We start from the raw sequence: 17254 nt of genomic DNA, 5'->3' as shown, positions 1-17254 counted from the left end.
TCATGGGAAAGGCCTGACAATTCAATAAGAGGCGGTTTATACCCAGCGGGGGCAGTGGCGTCAAATCAGCCATGCGACCTACGCGGTCCGCTTTTTTGTGGGAGCGGCCTTGTGTCGCGAAAGGGGCGCGAAGCGGCCCCGGGGTTTCAGCGTCACAGCAAAAATTGTTGGGGCCGCTTTGCGGCCCTTTCGCGACACAAGGCCGCTCCCACAGAGACCGCGCCTGACTTGACCACGAATCAGCTGTTAGGCTTGTCTGGTCAGAACTACAAGAAACCGCCATGCCGATCATCGGACACCCCCGCTCCATCCCGGCGCTGGACTACCTGCCCAGGCCACTTTATGCCCGTGCCGAAAGCCTCGGCGCCGGCTCCTGGACCACCCGCCACAAGCACGACTGGGTGCAGTTCTCCTACGCCATCAGCGGCGTTCTCGGGGTGTATACCCACGAAGGCAGCTACTTCGCGCCGCCCCAGTGGGGCGTGTGGATACCAGCCGATGCCGAACACGAAGTGGTCACCTCGATGCAGGCCGAAATGCGCAGCCTTTACGTGCGCCGGGATGCCTGCCCGTGGGCACCGGAGCAATGCCGGGTACTGGAAGTGACCCCGCTGGCGCGCGAACTGATCAAGCAGTTCTGCCTGTTCCCGGCCGACTACCCGGAGGGTGACAGCGCCGAGGCGCGGCTGGTGGCAGTGCTGCTCGACCAGTTGCGCATGCTGCCCGAGGTCGGTTTTTCGCTGCCACTGCCAAGGCACCCGGGGTTGCTGGCGCTGTGCAATGGTCTGATCGCTGCACCGGACCAGTCGCAGACCTTGCAGCAGTGGGCGCGAGAGCTGGGGTGCTCGGAGAAGACGCTGATGCGGCTGTTCCAGCGGGAGACGGGCTTGAGTTTTCGCAACTGGCGGCAGCGTATGCGGCTGCTGTCATCGCTGGCGCTGCTGGAGGCGGGGGAGAGTGTGACCGAGGCGGCGTTGGGGTGTGGGTATGACTCCACCTCGGCTTACATTGCGGCGTTCAAGCAATTGTTCGGTGCGACGCCGGGGGAATTGAGGCTTTAGGCAATCAGGCATTGCTTGCCTGCACCGGCCCTATCGCCGGCAAGCCAGCTCCCACAGGATCCCACTGCACTCAGGGCCTGTGCAGTACCTGTGGGAGCGGGTTCACCCGCGAAGAGGCCGGCGCAGGCAACACATCAGGTACGGAACCTGCGCACCAGCGCATCCAGCTCATTGGACAACCCGGCCAGGCTCTCCGAATCCATCCGCGCCGCCTGGGCCAGTTCGGCCACCAGTTGCGCATCGCCGTGAATCTGGCTGATGTGCCGGTTGATGTCCTCGGCCACCTGGTGCTGCTCTTCGGCCGCCGTGGCAATCTGGGTGTTCATGTCGCGGATCACATCCACCGACTCGCGGATCTGCCCGAAGCTGTCACGGGCCAGGCCGATGCGGCTCACCGACTGCTGCGAAACCTCCAGGCTGGCGTGCATCTGTGCGGCCACTTCGGCAGTGCGGCTGGCCAGGTTGCCCAGCAGGCCGTCGATCTCGGCGGTGGAGTCGGCAGTGCGCTTGGCCAGCGCCCGCACCTCGTCTGCAACCACGGCAAAGCCACGGCCCTGCTCGCCGGCACGGGCCGCTTCGATGGCGGCGTTGAGCGCCAGCAGGTTGGTCTGTTCGGCAATCGAGCGGATGGTGCCGAGGATCGACTGAATGGCGTTGCTGTCACGCTCCAGCTGCTGGATCGACTGCGCCGACTGCTCGATCTCCTGGCTCAGGCGGTCGACGCTATGTACCGCGGCATCGATCTGCTGCTGGCCTTCGCGGGCCTGTTGCTGGCCACTGTCGGCCGACTGCGCCGCCTGGCTGCAGGAACGTGCCACTTCGTTGGCAGTGGCGACCATTTCGTGGAAGGCGGTAGAGACCATGTCCACCGCTTCGCGCTGGCGGCCTGCGGCTTCGGCCATGTCGCTGGAAACGCGGGTCGAGCTGCTGGAGGTGCTGAGGATCTTGCTGGCGGCAGCACCGATGTGCTGGATCAGGCTGCGAATGGCACCGAGGAACTGGTTGAACCAGCTGGCCAGTTGCGCGGTTTCGTCGCGGCCACGGATTTCCAGGTTGCGGGTCAGGTCGCCCTCGCCCTGGGCGATATCTTCCAGGCCGCTGGTGACGCTGTTGATCGGGCGCACGATCAGCTTGGCGAAGGTGGCACCGACCACGGCGAACAACGCAGCCAATACCAGGGCCACCACGCCGATCAGCCAGGTCAGGCGGGTGGTGGTCTGCATCACTTCGCTTTGTTCGATCAGGCCGATCAAGGTCCAGCCCAGCTGTTCGTCCGGGTAGATGTTGGCCATGTAGCGCACGCCATTCAGCTCCACTTCGGCCAGCCCCTTGCCGTGCTTGGCCAGCTCGGCGTACCCGTCGCCAAAGCTCGCCAGTTGCTTGAAGTTGTGCTTGGCGTCACGAGGGTCGACCAGTACGTTGCCGTTGTTTTCCACCAGTAGCACGTAGCCGCTTTCGCCCAGCTTGATTTGCTGGACGATCTCGGTGAGGCCTTTGAGCGAGACGTCGACGTTGACCACACCGCCAGGGTTGCCCAATTGGTTGGCGACGGTGCGCACGGTGCTGACCAGCACGGCGTCGTCGGCAGCCCAGTAGTAGGCGCCGGTACGCAGGGTCTTGCCGGGGTTGGCCATTGCCAATTGGTACCAGGGGCGGGTGCGCGGGTCGTAATTGACGAACTTCTGCCCGGCCGGCCAGCCGACATAGCCACCGTCATTCACCCCGTAGGACAGGTACGCATAGCTGGGATGCGTGGTGGCCAGGCGGGTCATGAACTCCAGCAGCTTGCTGGCCTGGTCGCCCAGTTCATAGGACGGGGTTGCGCTCATGTACTTGTTCAGTTCGCTACCCGTGGCGGCGACCATCGGCTGCGCAGCCAGGTACTCGACGTTCTGGTTGATGCCCTGGAAGAAGATGTTCATCGCGTTGCTGACCTGGCGGATTTCCCGGCTGCTGCCATCGAGGAATCCGTCGCGGGCTTCGCCACGCAGGTTGAGGACCACCAGGGTGGCCACAAGGACGATGGGCAAGCCGGCGATGACCGCGAATGCCCAGGTCAGTTTCTGTTTGATGCTCATCGACGCTCCCGGATTTTTTATTTTCGATACACGAGGCAGGTAACAATTGCATCGGCAGCATCCGGGTTTAATGTAGGGAAACGCCCGTATTTATTGAATAAAGTCGCAGCTGGTGACTATTCGGTCGTGTCTGGACGTATATGGCATACCAAAGGCTTGCGGGGTGGCTCAGTGACAGCAGCCGCCCGCAGCGCCATTGGCCAGGTCCTTCAGGATCGGGCAGTCCGGGCGCTCGTCTCCCTGGCAGTGCGAGACCAGTTCGCCGAGGGTGTCGCGCAGGCTCACCAGCTCTTCGATGCGCCGGTTCAGTTCAGCGATGTGCTGCGTGGCCAGCGCTTTCACATCGGCGCTGGCGCGCTGGCGGTCCTGCCACAAGGTCAGCAGCTTGCCGACTTCTTCGAGGGAAAAGCCCAGGTCGCGGGAGCGCTTGATGAAGGCCAGGCTGTGCAAGTCTTCCGCCTGGTACAGGCGGTAGCCGCTGTCGCTGCGCGCGGCGGGCTTGAGCAGGCCGATGGACTCGTAGTAACGGATCATCTTGGTGCTGAGCCCGCTGCGGCGGGCGGCCTGGCCGATGTTCATGGAGCCTCCTGGGTGTTGCTGGTGGGTTTCCACGCCTTGAGCCACAGCGCGTTGCTCACCACGCTGACGCTGGACAGGGCCATGGCGGCGCCGGCCAGTACCGGGTTGAGGTAACCCAGCGCGGCCAGCGGGATGCCGATCAGGTTATAGATGAACGCCCAGAACAGGTTCTGGCGGATCTTCGCATAGGTCTTGCGGCTGATCTCCAGGGCGGCCGGTACCAGGCGTGGGTCGCCGCGCATCAGGGTGATGCCGGCGGCCTGCATGGCCACGTCGGTACCGCCGCCCATGGCAATGCCGATATCGGCGGCGGCCAGCGCCGGCGCATCATTGATGCCATCACCGACCATGGCGACCACGCCATCCTGCTTGAGTGCGGCCACGGTCGCGGCCTTGTCGGCCGGCAGCACTTCGGCATGCACGTCGTCGATGCCCAGGGCATCGGCCACCACTTTGGCGCTGCCGCGGTTGTCGCCGGTCAGCAGGTGGCTGCTGATGTGTTGCGCGTGCAGAGTATCGATCGCCTGCGCGGCGCCGGGCTTGAGGCTGTCACCAAAGGCGAACAGGCCCAGCACCCGCGGCTGCGCGCCGCGTTCGATCAGCCAGGACAGGGTGCGCCCCTCGGCTTCCCAGGCCTGGGCCTTGGCGGCCAGGTCGCCGGGTGGCAGGGCGCTTTCATCGAGCAGGCGGCGGTTGCCCAGGGCCAGCTCGCGGCCTTCCACGCGCCCGGCGATACCACGCCCGGTCAGCGACTGGCTGTCGGCAACGCCAGGCACGTCCAGGCCCTGCTCGGCGCAGGCATCCAGTACCGCCTTGGCCAGCGGGTGTTCGCTGCCGCGCTGCAGGGCACCGGCCAGGCGGTGCAGATCGGCGCTGCTGCCCACCTGCGCCTGGCTGTGGACAACGCGTGGGCTGCCGGAGGTGAGGGTGCCGGTCTTGTCGAACACCACGCGGTTGACCGCATGGGCGCGCTCCAGGGCTTCGGCGTCCTTGATCAGGATGCCATGGCGGGCGGCGACCCCGGTGCCGGCCATGATCGCAGCGGGCGTGGCCAGGCCAAGGGCGCAGGGGCAGGCGATGACCAGTACCGCGACGGCATTGATCAGCGCGGTTTCCAGTGGCGCGCCGGCCAGCCACCAGCCGACCAGGGTGATCAGCGCCAGTACCAGCACGGCCGGGACGAATACCTGGCTGACCCGGTCGACCAGCTTCTGGATAGGTGCCTTGGCCGCCTGGGCGTCTTCCACCAGGCGGATGATGCGTGCCAGCACGGTTTCTGTGCCCAGTGCCTGAGTGCGTACCAGCAGCCGGCCTTCGCCGTTGATGGCGCCTCCGGTGACGCTGTCCCCTGGCTGCTTGGGCACCGGCAGGCTCTCGCCGCTGATCAAGGCTTCATCGGCATGGCTGCTGCCGTCTTCGACCACGCCATCGACCGGGAAGCGCTCGCCGGGTTTGACCAGTACCAGGTCGCCGAGGAGCAGTTGGGCAATGGCCACGTCTTCTTCCCGGCCATCGACCAGGCGCACGGCTCGTTCCGGGCGCAGGGCCTCGAGGGCACGGATGGCGCTGGCGGTCTGGCGCTTGGCACGGCTTTCCAGGTACTTGCCCAGCAGCACCAGGGCAATCACTACGGCCGAGGCCTCGAAGTACAGGTGAGGGGCCATGCCGGCGGGGGCCTGCGCCCACTGGTACAGGCTCAGGCCGTAGCCGGCGCTGGTGCCCAGGGCTACCAGCAGGTCCATGTTGCCAGTCCCGGCGCGCACGGCTTTCCAGGCGGCCACGTAGAACCGCGCGCCGAGAATGAACTGCACCGGCGTGGCCAGCAGGAACTGCACCCACGCTGGCAACATCCAGTGCACGCCAAACGGCTGCACCAGCATTGGCACCACCAACGGCAGGGCGAGCAGCAACGCTGCGCCGACCGCCAGGCGTTCGTTACGCAGGCGGTGCTGGGCAGCGTGCTGGTCGTCCTTGGCGGTTTGCGGCAGGCTGGCGCTGTAGCCGGCCTTTTGCACGGCGTCGATCAGCAGGTTGTCGTCGAGGGCCGCGAGCACTTCGAGATGCGCGCGTTCGCTGGCCAGGTTGACGCTGACCTGTTCAACCCCCGGCAGCTTGCCGAGGGCGCGCTCTACGCGGCCGACGCAACTGGCGCAGGTCATGCCGCCAATCTGCAGTTCGACGGTGCGGGTGGGCACGCCATAGCCGGCTTCGCGTACGGCGTCGACCAGCGCGGGCAAGCTGTTGGCCGGGGCCTGGACCCGGGCCTGTTCGGTGGCGAGGTTGACGCTGACCTGTTCAGCGCCGGTGACCTTGCGCAGGGCGCGCTCGACCCGGCCGGCACAGCTGGCGCAGGTCATGCCGGAGATCGGCAGGTCGTATGTGGTGGATGCGGGCATGGCTCTCCTCCTTGGACAGGCCTCCAGCATCAACCTTGCCACGCAGGCAAGGTCAATAGCCCAGGCCGGCTCGCTTCAACTCCAGCCCATATTGCCCCATGGCGATGCGGTATTTGTTGATCTGGCCCGCCTGCAGGTTCAGTCGTGTGCTGCGTTGGTCCTCGATACCCGCGGCGCAGCCAGGCATTTGCCCGGGCAGCAGGCGCAGGCGCACGTCCACCGGGCCGGGCGGCAGGTTGAACGAGGTGGACTGCTCCTGGAACACGCGCCCGGAGAGCTGGTCGTTGAGGTAGATGCCGATTTCGCAACTGGTAGCCACTTCCAGGCGCTCCCGGGAAATGATCAGCACGCTGTAGTCCGAGTTGCCCTCGGCACTGGCCGGTGGCACTGCAGCCAGCGTGCTCAATAGCCCGACGACGCCCAATGCTGCCCTGAACATGAAGAATCTCCTGCTTGCGTGATCATCAAAGGCGCAGCTTGGCCGACGCGCGCGCGGATTTCCACCCCGGCTGTTGTCGGCAGATCTTGACCTTGCCCCGATGGCAAGCTTGAGACTCGTGGAAAACCTGAAGGAGGTAACCCCCATGCAAGTGTTCAATGTACAAGGCATGACCTGCGGCCATTGCGTGAAAGCCGTGACCCGGGCGGTGCAGGAGCAGGATGCCGCGGCCAAGGTGGAGGTCGACCTGGCAGCCAGGCAGGTACGGGTGCAGAGCGAGTTGGCTCAGGAGCTGATCCTCACGGCCATTCGCGATGAGGGTTATCAGGCCGACGTAGCCTGATCAGGCCATGCGCTGAGCCCTGTAGGAGCGGCCTTGTGTCGCGATGGGCCGCAAGGCGGCCCCAGCCATTTATGCATCGATGCCAATATCCTGGGGCCGCTTTGCGGCCCATCGCGACACAAGGCCGCTCCTACAGGGGCCGCGCCAAGGCCTGTATTGTTGCAAATGTTTTCATGTCGATAGGGCCCACAGCAGGTAGAATCGAGCACTTGCTTAGCCTGCTATGGATTCCTGATGAACCTGCGAATGGTGCTCATCCTGGGCGCACTCAGTGCGTTCGGGCCCTTGGCGATCGACTTCTACCTGCCCGCCTTCCCGGCCATGGCGCAGGCGTTCGCCACCGATGAAAAACACGTCCAGACCACCTTGGCCGCCTACTTCCTTGGCCTGTCCATCGGGCAACTGGCCTACGGGCCGGTGGCTGACCGCTTTGGCCGACGCAAGCCGCTGATGTTCGGGGTGACCCTGTTCACTCTGGCGTCACTGGCCTGTGCCTATGCCCCCAACCTCGACACCCTGGTGCTGGCGCGTTTCGTCCAGGCGTTGGGCGGTTGCGCCGGGATGGTGCTGTCGCGGGCCATCGTCAGTGACAAGTGCGACCCGGTGGCCTCGGCCAAGGTGTTCTCGCAGTTGATGCTGGTCATGGGCCTGGCGCCGATCCTGGCACCGATGCTGGGCGGGGTGCTGGTGAACGTGGCCGGCTGGCAATCGATCTTCCTCGCCCTGAGCCTGTTCAGCGCCGGCTGCCTGCTGGCGGTCAGCCTGGGCCTGCCGGAAAGCCTGCCCGCGCACATACCGCGGCAACCGCTGTCTGGCGCCTTGCGCCAGTACTTGCGCCTGCTCGCTGACCGGGTGTTCGTCGGCCATGCCCTGACCGGTGGTATCGCCATCGCCGGCATGTTTGCCTACATCGCCGGCTCACCTTTCGTGTTCATCAAGCTTTACGGCGTGCCGGCCGAGCATTACGGCTGGTTGTTCGGCACCAATGCCGCCGGCTTTATCCTGGTGGCGCAGGTGAATGCACGCTTGCTGGCCAAGCGCGGGCCGGCGTTCCTGCTGGCGCGTGCGGTGTGGTTGTACCTGGTTGCGGGCCTGGCGTTGCTGGGCGTGGCGGCACTGCGGCCAACACAGCTGTGGCCACTGCTGGTACCGCTGTTCGTCTGCATCTCCAGCCTCGGCTGCATCATCCCCAACGCCTCTGCCTGTGCCATGAGCGGGCAGGGCGCGCGGGCTGGCAGTGCCTCGGCGCTGATGGGCTGCCTGCAGTTCAGCGTCGCCGCCGGCGCAGCGGCGCTGGTCGGGCTGCTGCATGATGGCAGTGCGGTGCCGATGGCGCTGGTGATCAGCCTGTGCGGGGCGCTGGTGGTCAGTGTCGCGCTGCTGACCCGACGCTTGCCGACCAAGGCTCCCGCATAAGCGGGTGAGGTGCCTGCAGGCGGGTTTCCAACGTGGCGACGAAGGCACGCGCCTCGGCCTCGCTGCGGAAACTGACCACGTGTTGATCGAGCTGGACCTGCCAGGGGCAGGCGGGGTTTCGGCTCGACGCACTGACGACAATTTTCATCGCGGCATACCTCCAAAGGGGGGAGAGCGGATGAAGTGTAGCGCTGCACCCTCTGCCTGCCATGACCTGTATCAGTGTCCTGACTGACGGTCGGCAAGAACGTTTTCTACATGTTTTTTCCTGCTTGGGGTGCAATGCCCGTAAGCACGTGGAACCTTCGCTTTGGCTTGCGCTACTTGTGGAAATTGGTTGTCGGCCGCGTCCGAAGTTGCATCCGGTGTTTTTTCCGCCTGTCGTTCCCGTGCTCCTGTCATGTGTGCCGGGCTGCTTGCCCACGCGGTGCGGGCAGCTTTCACGCACTGTTTCACTGCTTGCCATGGGTAGGCATACCCAGTGGTTTTTAGCCGGTGGTGCCACTGCGCGGCGCTGCCTGAATGGCGTTTTTTGCGGCTTATACTGGCGAACCAGGCCAGTGCCAGCGAGAGGCGCTTCCCTGCCAGGGGTGGCCATCGCATCCACACAGTGAACTTGCAGGGAGTTACAGGGACATGAACGCAGCCAGCAGTATCAGCCAGATTGCCAGCCTGATGGCCGACCCTAAGCGCAGTGCCATGTTGTGGGCATTGATCGATGGCACGCCGCGGCTGGCCAACGAACTCGCGGTAATGACAGGCCTGACCTCGTCATCGGCCTGCGCTCACCTTTCGCTGTTGTCGTCGGCCGGTTTGCTCCGGCATGAAGCACGGGGGCGCAAGCGCTACTTCCGGCTGGCCACCCCGCAAGTCGGGGCAGCGGTGGAGGCGCTGGCCAGTGTCCAGTTGGAGAGCGCCAGGGGGGAGCGGGCCAAGGCGCCGGTATCACCGCTGCCCATGTCGATACGCAGGGCGCGTCGCTGTGGCGATCACCTGGGCGGGGAACTGGCCGGTGAGCTGTATCACCGTCTGGTGGTGGCCGGCTGGCTGGAGGGTAGTGGTCGACAGCTGATGGTCAGCGAGGAGGGGCGGACGCAGTTGGCTTTGGTCGGGGTCTACATAGATGCCTTGGCGCCCCATCAGCAACGTGGCTGTGTGATCTGCCGCTGCACCGAGTGGAACGACCAGGGGCCGCACCTGGGTGGCGTACTGGGGCAGGCCTTGTTCCGGCTGTTCCTGCAATCGGGCTGGATGCGCGAGGCCGAGGACTCGCGGGCATTGCATATTTCTGCGTTGGGTATCCAGCAGATCAATCGCATTGCCCGCGTGCCGACGTTGCAGGTCGGTTGAGTCGCGGTCAGGTCACTCAGGCCAGCCGGGCATCCAGGCTGTTCTGGGCCAGGCGACGGGCCTGGTCTTCGGTCATGCCCAGGTGGGTGTGCAGGGCGTGGAAGTTTTCGGTGACATAGCCACCGAAGTAGGCCGGGTCGTCAGAGTTGACCGTGACCTTCACGCCGCGCTCGAGCATGTCGAGGATGTTGTGCTGGCTCATGTGGTCGAACACGCACAGCTTGGTGTTCGACAGTGGGCACACCGTGAGCGGGATCTGCTCGTCGATGATGCGCTGCATCAGGCGCTCGTCCTCGATGGCGCGCACGCCGTGGTCGATACGCTTGACCTTCAGCAGGTCCAGGGCTTCCCAGATGTACTCGGGCGGGCCTTCCTCGCCGGCATGGGCAACGGCGACAAGGCCTTCACTGCGGGCGCGGTCGAACACGCGCAGGAACTTGCTCGGTGGGTGGCCCATTTCCGAACTGTCCAGGCCAACGGCGATGAATGCATCGCGGAACGGCAGGGCCTGGTCGAGGGTTTTCTGTGCCTCATCTTCGCTGAGGTGGCGCAGGAAGCTGAGGATCAGGCCGCTGCTGATGCCCAGTTGCTCGCGACCGTCCTTGAGCGCCTGGTTGATGCCGTTGAGCACCACTTCGAAGGGGATGCCGCGGTCGGTGTGGGTCTGTGGGTCGAAGAACGGTTCGGTGTGGATCACGTTCTGCGCCTTGCAGCGTTGCAGGTAGGCCCAGGTCAGGTCGTAGAAGTCCTGCTCGGTGCGCAGCACGTCGGCGCCCTGGTAATACAGGTCGAGGAACTCCTGCAGGTTGTTGAAGGCATAGGCACCGCGCAAGGTCTCCACATCGGCCCAGGGCAGGGCGATCTTGTTGCGCTCGGCCAGGGCGAACAGCAGCTCGGGCTCCAGCGAGCCTTCCAGGTGCAGGTGCAGTTCGGCCTTGGGCAGGGCGTTCAACCAGTCATACATGGTGGGTCATCTCGATCAGGTACGGTTGCCGCCATTCTACAGAGCCTGGCCGGGCATTGCGCACGGCCAGGCTGCGACCTGGTGAATCACCAGACCAAGGGTTCGCCCTTGTAGTTGATGAAGCGCAGGCCGCCGTTGCCGCTATGCGCCTTGATCTGATCAAGCATGCCGCGGGTGCTGGTCAGCACGTCGATCTCGGCGTTTTCACCGCCCATGTCGGTTTTCACCCAGCCCGGGTGCATGGCCAGCACGCACAGGTCAGGGCGTTGTTGCTCGACGACGAAGCTGTTGATCATCGAGTTCAAGGCCGCCTTGCTGGCCTTGTACAGGCAGATTTCGCCGCCGTCGGGGATGGTCACGCTGCCCAGGATCGAGCTCATGAAGGCCAGCACGCCGCTGCCTTCGCGTACCTGGCCGACCAGGCGGCGGGCCACGCGGATTGGCGCCACGGCGTTGGTCATGAACAGGTCGCCGATGTCCTTGTTCTGTACCGCCTCCAGGTCCTGCGGCAGGGGGCCCATGACCCCGGCGTTGACGAATATCAAGTCGAACACTTGGCCTTGCAAGCGTTGCTTCAGGCCATCGAGCTGGGCCGTGTCGTTCATTTCCAGCTGTTCGATGTGCACGCCGGGCACATTCGCCAGGGCGCCGGGCTGCTGCGGGTTGCGCACAGTGGCGGTGATGTTCCAGCCGTCTTCGTGCAGGCGTTGCACCAGGCCCAGGCCCAGCCCGCGCGAGGCCCCGATGATAAGTGCGGTTTTTGCGTTAGCCATGTCGATGCGCTCCGTGATCGGTTCGAAGAAGGGTATTGAGGATAATGCACTGTGGCGCCGGGCGCCTTGTCGTAGGTTGTACGAAAAATCACCAGTTTCCTCAGGCCCTTGTGCGGCGTGGTCTTCGGCTTGTTGGCGCACGGGTTATCCACAAGCTGGTCCACAGTTATTGTGTGCAAGCGCAGATGGCTGTGCAGGGCTACGCAGGCTGTGGGCCTGGGGATAACGTCAGGAGCATCAACGGTTTGCGGCTGTCATCAAATGGTGATCAAAATATGATCAAGGCTCTGCAGCCCTTGAATAATGCCGCCTGCAAGCGAGTGCCCCAAGCTTATCCACAGGCCGGCCCACAGTTGTTGTGGGCAATGTTCAGCGTACTTCGAGCAGAATGCGCCCGCGGCTCAAGTCGGCCAACTGCTGCTGCAGTGGCGCCAGGTGGGCGTCACCCAGTGCAATCAACAGGTCCACGCCATTGGCGGTGAACTGCTCATCCAGGACCAGGCCGTCAACCTCCGCCAGGCGCAGCTTCACCAGCGCCAGTTCGCTGAAACTGCAACTGCAGGTGAATTCGCTGCGCTGCACCAGCAGCCGCTTGGGTGCCTGTTGCAGGCACTTGTTGGCACCGCCGCCATAGGCCCTGGCCAGGCCGCCGGTGCCCAGCTGGATACCGCCATACCAGCGGATCACCAGCACCACCACCTGGTCGCAGTCCTGTGCTTCGATGGCCGCGAGGATTGGCCGACCCGCGGTACCGCCAGGTTCGCCGTCATCGCTGCTGCGGTACTGGGCGCCAAGCTTCCAGGCCCAGCAGTTGTGGGTGGCGGCCAGGTCGCTGTGGCGTTCGATGAAACTCATCGCGTCGGCGGCACTGCTGATCGGCCCGGCGAGGGTGATGAAGCGGCTTTTGCGGATTTCCTCGCGGTATTCGCAGAGGTCGAGCAGGGTAGAAGGCATAAATGACGATCAGGCAGCCGGCTTGATGCCGCAGCCCTTCAGAATGATGTGGATAAGATTGTTGCTCGCGTCTTCCATGTCCTGCTTGGTCAGGCGGCTGCGGCCGGTGACCTGGCAGATCTGGGTGGCAAAGTCGGCGTAGTGCTGGGTGCTGCCCCACAGCAGGAAGATCAGGTGCACCGGGTCGACCGGGTCCATCTTGCCGGCTTCGATCCAGGCCTGGAACACCGCGGCGCGGCCGCGGAACCATTCGCGGTAGTCGGCACTGAAGTATTCGCTCAGGCAGGTGCCGCCGCTGATCACCTCCATGGCGAAAATTCGCGAGGCTTGCGGGTTGCGCCGGGAGAACTCCATCTTGGTGCGGATGTACTGGCTCAGCGCTTCGCCCGGGTCGTCGTCGACGCTCAAGGCGTTGAAGGTGCTGTCCCACAACTCGATGATGTTGCTGAGCACGGCAATGTACAGGCCCAGCTTGTTGGTGAAGTAGTAATGCAGGTTGGCCTTGGGCAACCCTGCCTTGAGGGCGATGGTGTTCATGCTGGTGCCCTTGAAACCATGGCGGGCAAACTCGTCTTCGGCGGCCTGGATAATGGCCTGTTCGTTCTTCTGGCGGATGCGGCCCGCGGGCTTGCCCGAGGCGGAGAGGCGATGCGCAGGGACTTCTAGGGTCATGGACGATTCCGTACGGGTCAGTGGCTGCGGCTGTCGGACAAGATTACCTGCCTGCGCCGAAGTGACAAGCGTTTGCGGCACAGACTGGCATCAGCGTGTCGCAGCCAGGCTTTCGAGGAAGCTTTCCAGCACCAGGTTCGGCCGCCGTCCCTTGCGCGTTACCCAGCTCAGGCTCAGGTCATAGAAGCGTTGCCGGGGCTTGAGGGCACGCAAGCGGCCTTGCTGCACCCAGAACGTGGCGTAGTGGTCTGGCAGGTAGCCGATGTAGCGACCGGTAAGGATGAGAAACGCCATGCCTTCGCGGTCCGAAGCACTGGCCGTGCAGTTCAGCGCCTGGTAATGCGCCTGGATTTCGGCCGGCAGACGGAAGGTGGGGGTGATGGCTTCCTGGCTGTTGAGGCGGTCGTCGTCGATCTGCTGGTCATCGGCATAGAACAGTGGGTGGCCGACCGCGCAGTACAGCAACGAGCGCTCGCTGTACAACGGCTGGTACTCGAGGCCCGACAGCGGGCTGGTCTGTGGCACCACGCCGACATGCAGGCTGCCATCGAGCACGCCATGCTCGACCTGGCTGGGCGCGATCATGCGGATCTGGATGCGCACATCGGGGCCGCGGTCCTTGAGCTCGGCCAGGGCATGGGTAATGCGCATGTGCGGCAAGGTCACCAGGTTGTCGGTCAGGCCAATGTTCAGCTCGCCACGCAAATGCTGGTGCAGGCCGTTGACCTCGGTGCGGAAGCTTTCCAGGGCGCTGAGCAGCTGCAGCGCCGAATGGTAGACCTCGCGGCCTTCCTCGGTCAGCGAGAACCCGGCGCGGCCGCGCTGGCACAGGCGCAGGCCCAGGCGTTGCTCGAGGTCGTTCATCTGCTGGCTGATGGCCGAACGGCCAATGCCCAGCACGTTTTCCGCGGCCGAGAAGCCACCGCACTCGACGACACTGCGGTAGATCTTCAGCAGGCGGATGTCGAAATCGCTGACTTGGGCAAGTGGATCGGGGCGTCGGCTCATCAGTTTAGTCAGGGCCTGTCTGAAGATTAGAAATGTTGGCTTTTTCAGACTTTATCGCCGTGCCAATTTAGCTGCAACAACATCCATCGTTGCCTAATCGTCTTCCGAGGAACCGCCGATGAACATGCCCGAAACCGCTACCGCCGGTATCGCCAGCCAGCTCAAGCTGGATGCCCACTGGATGCCCTACACCGCCAACCGCAACTTCCAGCGCGACCCACGCCTGATCGTGGCGGCCGAAGGCAACTACCTGGTCGACGACCAGGGGCGCAAGATTTTCGATGCCCTGTCCGGCTTGTGGACCTGCGGCGCCGGGCACACCCGTAAGGAAATCACCGAGGCGGTGGCTCGCCAGATCGGCACCCTGGACTACTCCCCGGCCTTCCAGTTCGGCCACCCGCTGTCGTTCCAGCTGGCCGAGAAGATCACCGAGCTGACCCCGGGCGACCTGAACCATGTGTTCTATACCAACTCCGGTTCCGAGTGTGCCGACACCGCGCTGAAGATGGTGCGTGCCTACTGGCGTCTGAAAGGCCAGGCCACCAAGACCAAGATCATCGGCCGTGCCCGTGGCTACCACGGCGTGAACATCGCCGGTACCAGCCTGGGTGGCGTCAACGGCAACCGCAAGCTGTTCGGTCAGCTGCTGGATGTCGACCACCTGCCTCACACCGTGCTGCCGGTGAACGCCTTCTCCAAAGGCATGCCGGAAGAGGGCGGTATCGCCCTGGCTGACGAGATGCTCAAGCTGATCGAGCTGCACGACGCCTCCAACATTGCTGCCGTGATCGTCGAGCCACTGGCAGGTTCGGCTGGTGTACTGCCGCCGCCGAAGGGTTACCTGAAGCGCCTGCGTGAAATCTGCACCCAGCACAACATCCTGCTGATCTTTGACGAAGTGATCACCGGCTTCGGCCGCATGGGCGCGATGACCGGCTCCGAAGCCTTCGGCGTGACCCCGGACCTGATGTGCATCGCCAAGCAGGTGACCAACGGCGCCATCCCGATGGGCGCGGTGATCGCCAGCAGCGAGATCTACCAGACCTTCATGAACCAGCCGACCCCGGAGTACGCCGTGGAATTCCCGCACGGCTACACCTACTCGGCCCACCCGGTAGCCTGCGCCGCCGGTATCGCCGCGCTGGACCTGCTGCAGAAGGAAAACCTGGTGCAGGCCGCCGCCGAGCTGGCGCCGCACTTCGAGAAGCTGCTGCATGGCGTGAAGGGCACCAAGAACATCGTCGATATCCGCAACTACGGCCTGGCCGGCGCGATCCAGATCGCTGCCCGCGACGGTGATGCCATCGTGCGTCCGTACGAAGCGGCGATGAAACTGTGGAAGGCAGGCTTCTATGTACGCTTCGGTGGCGACACCCTGCAGTTCGGCCCAACCTTCAACACCACGCCGCAGGAACTGGACCGCCTGTTCGACGCAGTGGGCGAAACCCTGAACCTGATCGACTGATCTTTCCGATTCTGATGCCAGGCGCGTGAACACATCGCGCGCCTGCCTCAACCTTCTTTATCTGGAGTTTTGCATGAGCATTGTTCAGCACCTGATCCACGGCGAACTGGTTACCAAGGGTGAGCGCACCGCCGATGTCTTCAACCCGTCTACCGGCCAGGCCGTGCGCAAGGTCGAGCTGGCCAGCCGCGCGACCGTGCAGGAAGCGATCGACTCGGCCAAGGCTGCCTTCCCGGCCTGGCGCAACACCCCACCGGCCAAGCGCGCCCAGGTGATGTTCCGCTTCAAGCAACTGCTGGAGCAGAACGAAGCGCGTATCTCGCAGATGATCAGCGAAGAGCACGGCAAGACCTTGGAAGATGCTGCCGGTGAACTGAAGCGTGGTATCGAGAACGTCGAGTTCGCCTGCGCCGCGCCGGAAGTACTGAAAGGCGAGTACAGCCGCAACGTCGGCCCGAACATCGATGCCTGGTCCGACTTCCAGCCACTGGGCGTGGTTGCCGGTATCACCCCGTTCAACTTCCCGGCCATGGTGCCGCTGTGGATGTACCCACTGGCTATCGCCTGCGGCAACGCCTTCATCCTCAAGCCTTCCGAGCGCGACCCGAGCTCGACCCTGTTCATCGCCCAGCTGCTGCTGGAAGCCGGCCTGCCGAAGGGCATCCTCAACGTGGTGCACGGCGACAAGGAAGCGGTGGATGCGCTGATCGAAGCGCCGGAAGTGAAGGCCCTGAGCTTCGTCGGTTCGACTCCGATCGCCGAGTACATCTACGCTGAAGGCACCAAGCGCGGCAAGCGTGTGCAGGCCCTGGGTGGTGCGAAGAACCACGCGGTGCTGATGCCGGATGCCGACCTGGACAATGCCGTGAGCGCACTGATGGGTGCTGCCTATGGTTCGTGCGGCGAGCGTTGCATGGCCATTTCGGTGGCGGTGTGCGTGGGTGACCAGGTGGCGGACGCCCTGATTGCCAAGCTGGAACCGCAGATCAAGGCCCTGAAGATTGGTGCCGGCACCTCGTGCGGTCTGGACATGGGCCCGCTGGTGACGGCTGCTGCTCGTGACAAGGTGGTGGGTTACATCGATGACGGTGTTGCTGCTGGCGCCAAGCTGGTGGTGGATGGCCGTGGCTTCCGTGTGGCCGGTAATGAGGATGGCTATTTCGTCGGTGGCACCCTGTTCGACAAGGTGACTCCGGAGATGCGCATCTATAAGGAAGAGATCTTCGGCCCGGTGCTGTGTGTAGTGCGTGTGAACAGCCTGGAGCAGGCCATGCAACTGATCAACGATCACGAGTATGGCAACGGCACCTGCATCTTCACCCGTGACGGTGAAGCGGCGCGCCTGTTCTGCGACGAGATCGAAGTGGGCATGGTCGGTGTGAACGTACCGCTGCCGGTGCCGGTGGCCTATCACAGCTTCGGTGGCTGGAAGCGCTCGCTGTTCGGTGACCTGCATGCCTATGGCCCCGACGGTGTGCGCTTCTATACCCGTCGCAAGGCGATCACCCAGCGCTGGCCGCAGCGTGCCAGCCATGAGGCTTCGCAGTTTGCCTTCCCTAGTTTGTAAGGGATGAGCAAAAGCGGGGAGGCCGACAGGCCTCCCCGCTTTGTTTTTCAGCGATATTAAAGTTTCTTGAAATTAAGGGTTGACGGGGTTTCGAATCCCCTTATAATGCGCCCCACTTCCAGCGACGCCGGAACGACAAACTCCTTGATTTTCAAAGAGTTAGATAGTTGAAGTGAAGTTGAAAGGGCT

The 17254-nt window shown here is 64.0% G+C and carries 16 protein-coding genes and 1 pseudogene; 6 read left to right on the top strand and 11 right to left on the bottom strand.

Translation table 11 applies throughout. The features are described from left to right. Positions 1 to 281: 281 nt before the first annotated feature. Complete coding sequence (locus CAG00_RS27165; RefSeq protein ID WP_085665786.1) at positions 282 to 1061, top strand: helix-turn-helix transcriptional regulator; 780 nt, start codon at positions 282 to 284, stop codon at positions 1059 to 1061. Between the two features lie 134 nt (positions 1062 to 1195). On the opposite strand, the gene CAG00_RS29380 is transcribed toward CAG00_RS27165, so the two are convergent. From CAG00_RS29380 to CAG00_RS27145, 5 genes and pseudogenes are all read right to left on the bottom strand, one after another. Continuing rightward, a complete protein-coding gene (locus tag CAG00_RS29380) occupies positions 1196 to 1924 on the bottom strand; it encodes a methyl-accepting chemotaxis protein (RefSeq protein WP_371053097.1) in 729 nt (242 codons plus the stop codon). Positions 1925 to 2053: 129 nt separating this feature from the next. Further along, a pseudogene (locus CAG00_RS29375) lies at positions 2054 to 2983 on the bottom strand (sensor histidine kinase); the annotation flags it as partial. A gap of 324 nt (positions 2984 to 3307) precedes the next feature. Beyond that, positions 3308 to 3718: a Cu(I)-responsive transcriptional regulator gene (cueR, locus tag CAG00_RS27155; RefSeq protein WP_085665785.1), complete on the bottom strand. Its 411-nt coding sequence runs from the start codon at positions 3716 to 3718 to the stop codon at positions 3308 to 3310. Next, positions 3715 to 6114 carry a heavy metal translocating P-type ATPase gene (locus CAG00_RS27150; protein ID WP_085665784.1) on the bottom strand — a complete coding sequence of 800 codons (2400 nt, stop codon included), beginning with the start codon at positions 6112 to 6114 and terminating at the stop codon, positions 3715 to 3717. The genes cueR and CAG00_RS27150 overlap by 4 nt, the downstream gene beginning before the upstream one ends. A gap of 52 nt (positions 6115 to 6166) precedes the next feature. Next, positions 6167 to 6553, bottom strand: a complete 387-nt coding sequence (locus CAG00_RS27145) for a hypothetical protein (protein ID WP_025337585.1) — start codon at positions 6551 to 6553, stop codon at positions 6167 to 6169. Positions 6554 to 6698: 145 nt separating this feature from the next. Between CAG00_RS27145 and CAG00_RS27140 the strand changes: the two genes are divergently transcribed. Together CAG00_RS27140 and CAG00_RS27135 are read left to right on the top strand one after the other, a co-directional pair. Continuing rightward, the gene (locus CAG00_RS27140) at positions 6699 to 6896 is read left to right on the top strand and encodes a heavy-metal-associated domain-containing protein (protein WP_085665783.1); all 198 of its coding nucleotides are present in this window, start codon (positions 6699 to 6701) and stop codon (positions 6894 to 6896) included. 234 nt (positions 6897 to 7130) lie between these two features. Then, positions 7131 to 8312 carry a multidrug effflux MFS transporter gene (locus CAG00_RS27135; protein WP_085665782.1) on the top strand — a complete coding sequence of 394 codons (1182 nt, stop codon included), beginning with the start codon at positions 7131 to 7133 and terminating at the stop codon, positions 8310 to 8312. Here CAG00_RS27135 and CAG00_RS29180 read toward each other — a convergent pair. Beyond that, positions 8263 to 8460, bottom strand: coding sequence for a hypothetical protein (locus CAG00_RS29180; protein WP_085665781.1), 198 nt, complete (start codon positions 8458 to 8460; stop codon positions 8263 to 8265). The genes CAG00_RS27135 and CAG00_RS29180 overlap by 50 nt on opposite strands. Before the next feature lie 488 nt (positions 8461 to 8948). Between CAG00_RS29180 and CAG00_RS27125 the strand changes: the two genes are divergently transcribed. After that, entirely contained in the window at positions 8949 to 9662 is a 714-nt protein-coding gene (locus CAG00_RS27125) for a helix-turn-helix transcriptional regulator (protein ID WP_013970739.1), read from the top strand. 16 nt (positions 9663 to 9678) lie between these two features. Here the strand turns inward: CAG00_RS27125 and CAG00_RS27120 are convergent, their stop codons facing one another. The 5 genes from CAG00_RS27120 to CAG00_RS27100 all read right to left on the bottom strand — a co-directional run bounded on the left by CAG00_RS27120 (position 9679) and on the right by CAG00_RS27100 (position 14036). Continuing rightward, positions 9679 to 10626: an adenosine deaminase gene (locus CAG00_RS27120; RefSeq protein WP_085665780.1), complete on the bottom strand. Its 948-nt coding sequence runs from the start codon at positions 10624 to 10626 to the stop codon at positions 9679 to 9681. Between the two features lie 86 nt (positions 10627 to 10712). Next, positions 10713 to 11399: an SDR family oxidoreductase gene (locus tag CAG00_RS27115; protein WP_085665779.1), complete on the bottom strand. Its 687-nt coding sequence runs from the start codon at positions 11397 to 11399 to the stop codon at positions 10713 to 10715. Positions 11400 to 11768: 369 nt separating this feature from the next. Then, positions 11769 to 12353 carry a YigZ family protein gene (locus CAG00_RS27110; RefSeq protein WP_085665778.1) on the bottom strand — a complete coding sequence of 195 codons (585 nt, stop codon included), beginning with the start codon at positions 12351 to 12353 and terminating at the stop codon, positions 11769 to 11771. Between the two features lie 9 nt (positions 12354 to 12362). After that, positions 12363 to 13025 carry a TetR/AcrR family transcriptional regulator gene (locus CAG00_RS27105; RefSeq protein WP_003257076.1) on the bottom strand — a complete coding sequence of 221 codons (663 nt, stop codon included), beginning with the start codon at positions 13023 to 13025 and terminating at the stop codon, positions 12363 to 12365. Positions 13026 to 13115: 90 nt separating this feature from the next. Next, the gene (locus CAG00_RS27100) at positions 13116 to 14036 is read right to left on the bottom strand and encodes a LysR family transcriptional regulator (protein ID WP_176240925.1); all 921 of its coding nucleotides are present in this window, start codon (positions 14034 to 14036) and stop codon (positions 13116 to 13118) included. A gap of 115 nt (positions 14037 to 14151) precedes the next feature. Here CAG00_RS27100 and CAG00_RS27095 point away from each other — a divergent pair, with 115 nt between their 5' ends. Together CAG00_RS27095 and CAG00_RS27090 are read left to right on the top strand one after the other, a co-directional pair. Beyond that, positions 14152 to 15498, top strand: coding sequence for an aspartate aminotransferase family protein (locus CAG00_RS27095; protein WP_075044513.1), 1347 nt, complete (start codon positions 14152 to 14154; stop codon positions 15496 to 15498). Positions 15499 to 15571: 73 nt separating this feature from the next. Next, positions 15572 to 17065, top strand: coding sequence for a CoA-acylating methylmalonate-semialdehyde dehydrogenase (locus tag CAG00_RS27090; protein ID WP_023662877.1), 1494 nt, complete (start codon positions 15572 to 15574; stop codon positions 17063 to 17065). Positions 17066 to 17254: the final 189 nt, after the last annotated feature.

Origin of the sequence: Pseudomonas sp. B5(2017) (assembly GCF_002112825.1) — a bacterium.
Taxonomy (GTDB): Bacteria; Pseudomonadota; Gammaproteobacteria; order Pseudomonadales; family Pseudomonadaceae; genus Aquipseudomonas; species Aquipseudomonas putida_Z.
Note: the sequence above shows the minus strand (reverse complement) of the source record. Positions and strands in the feature narration are given on the sequence as shown.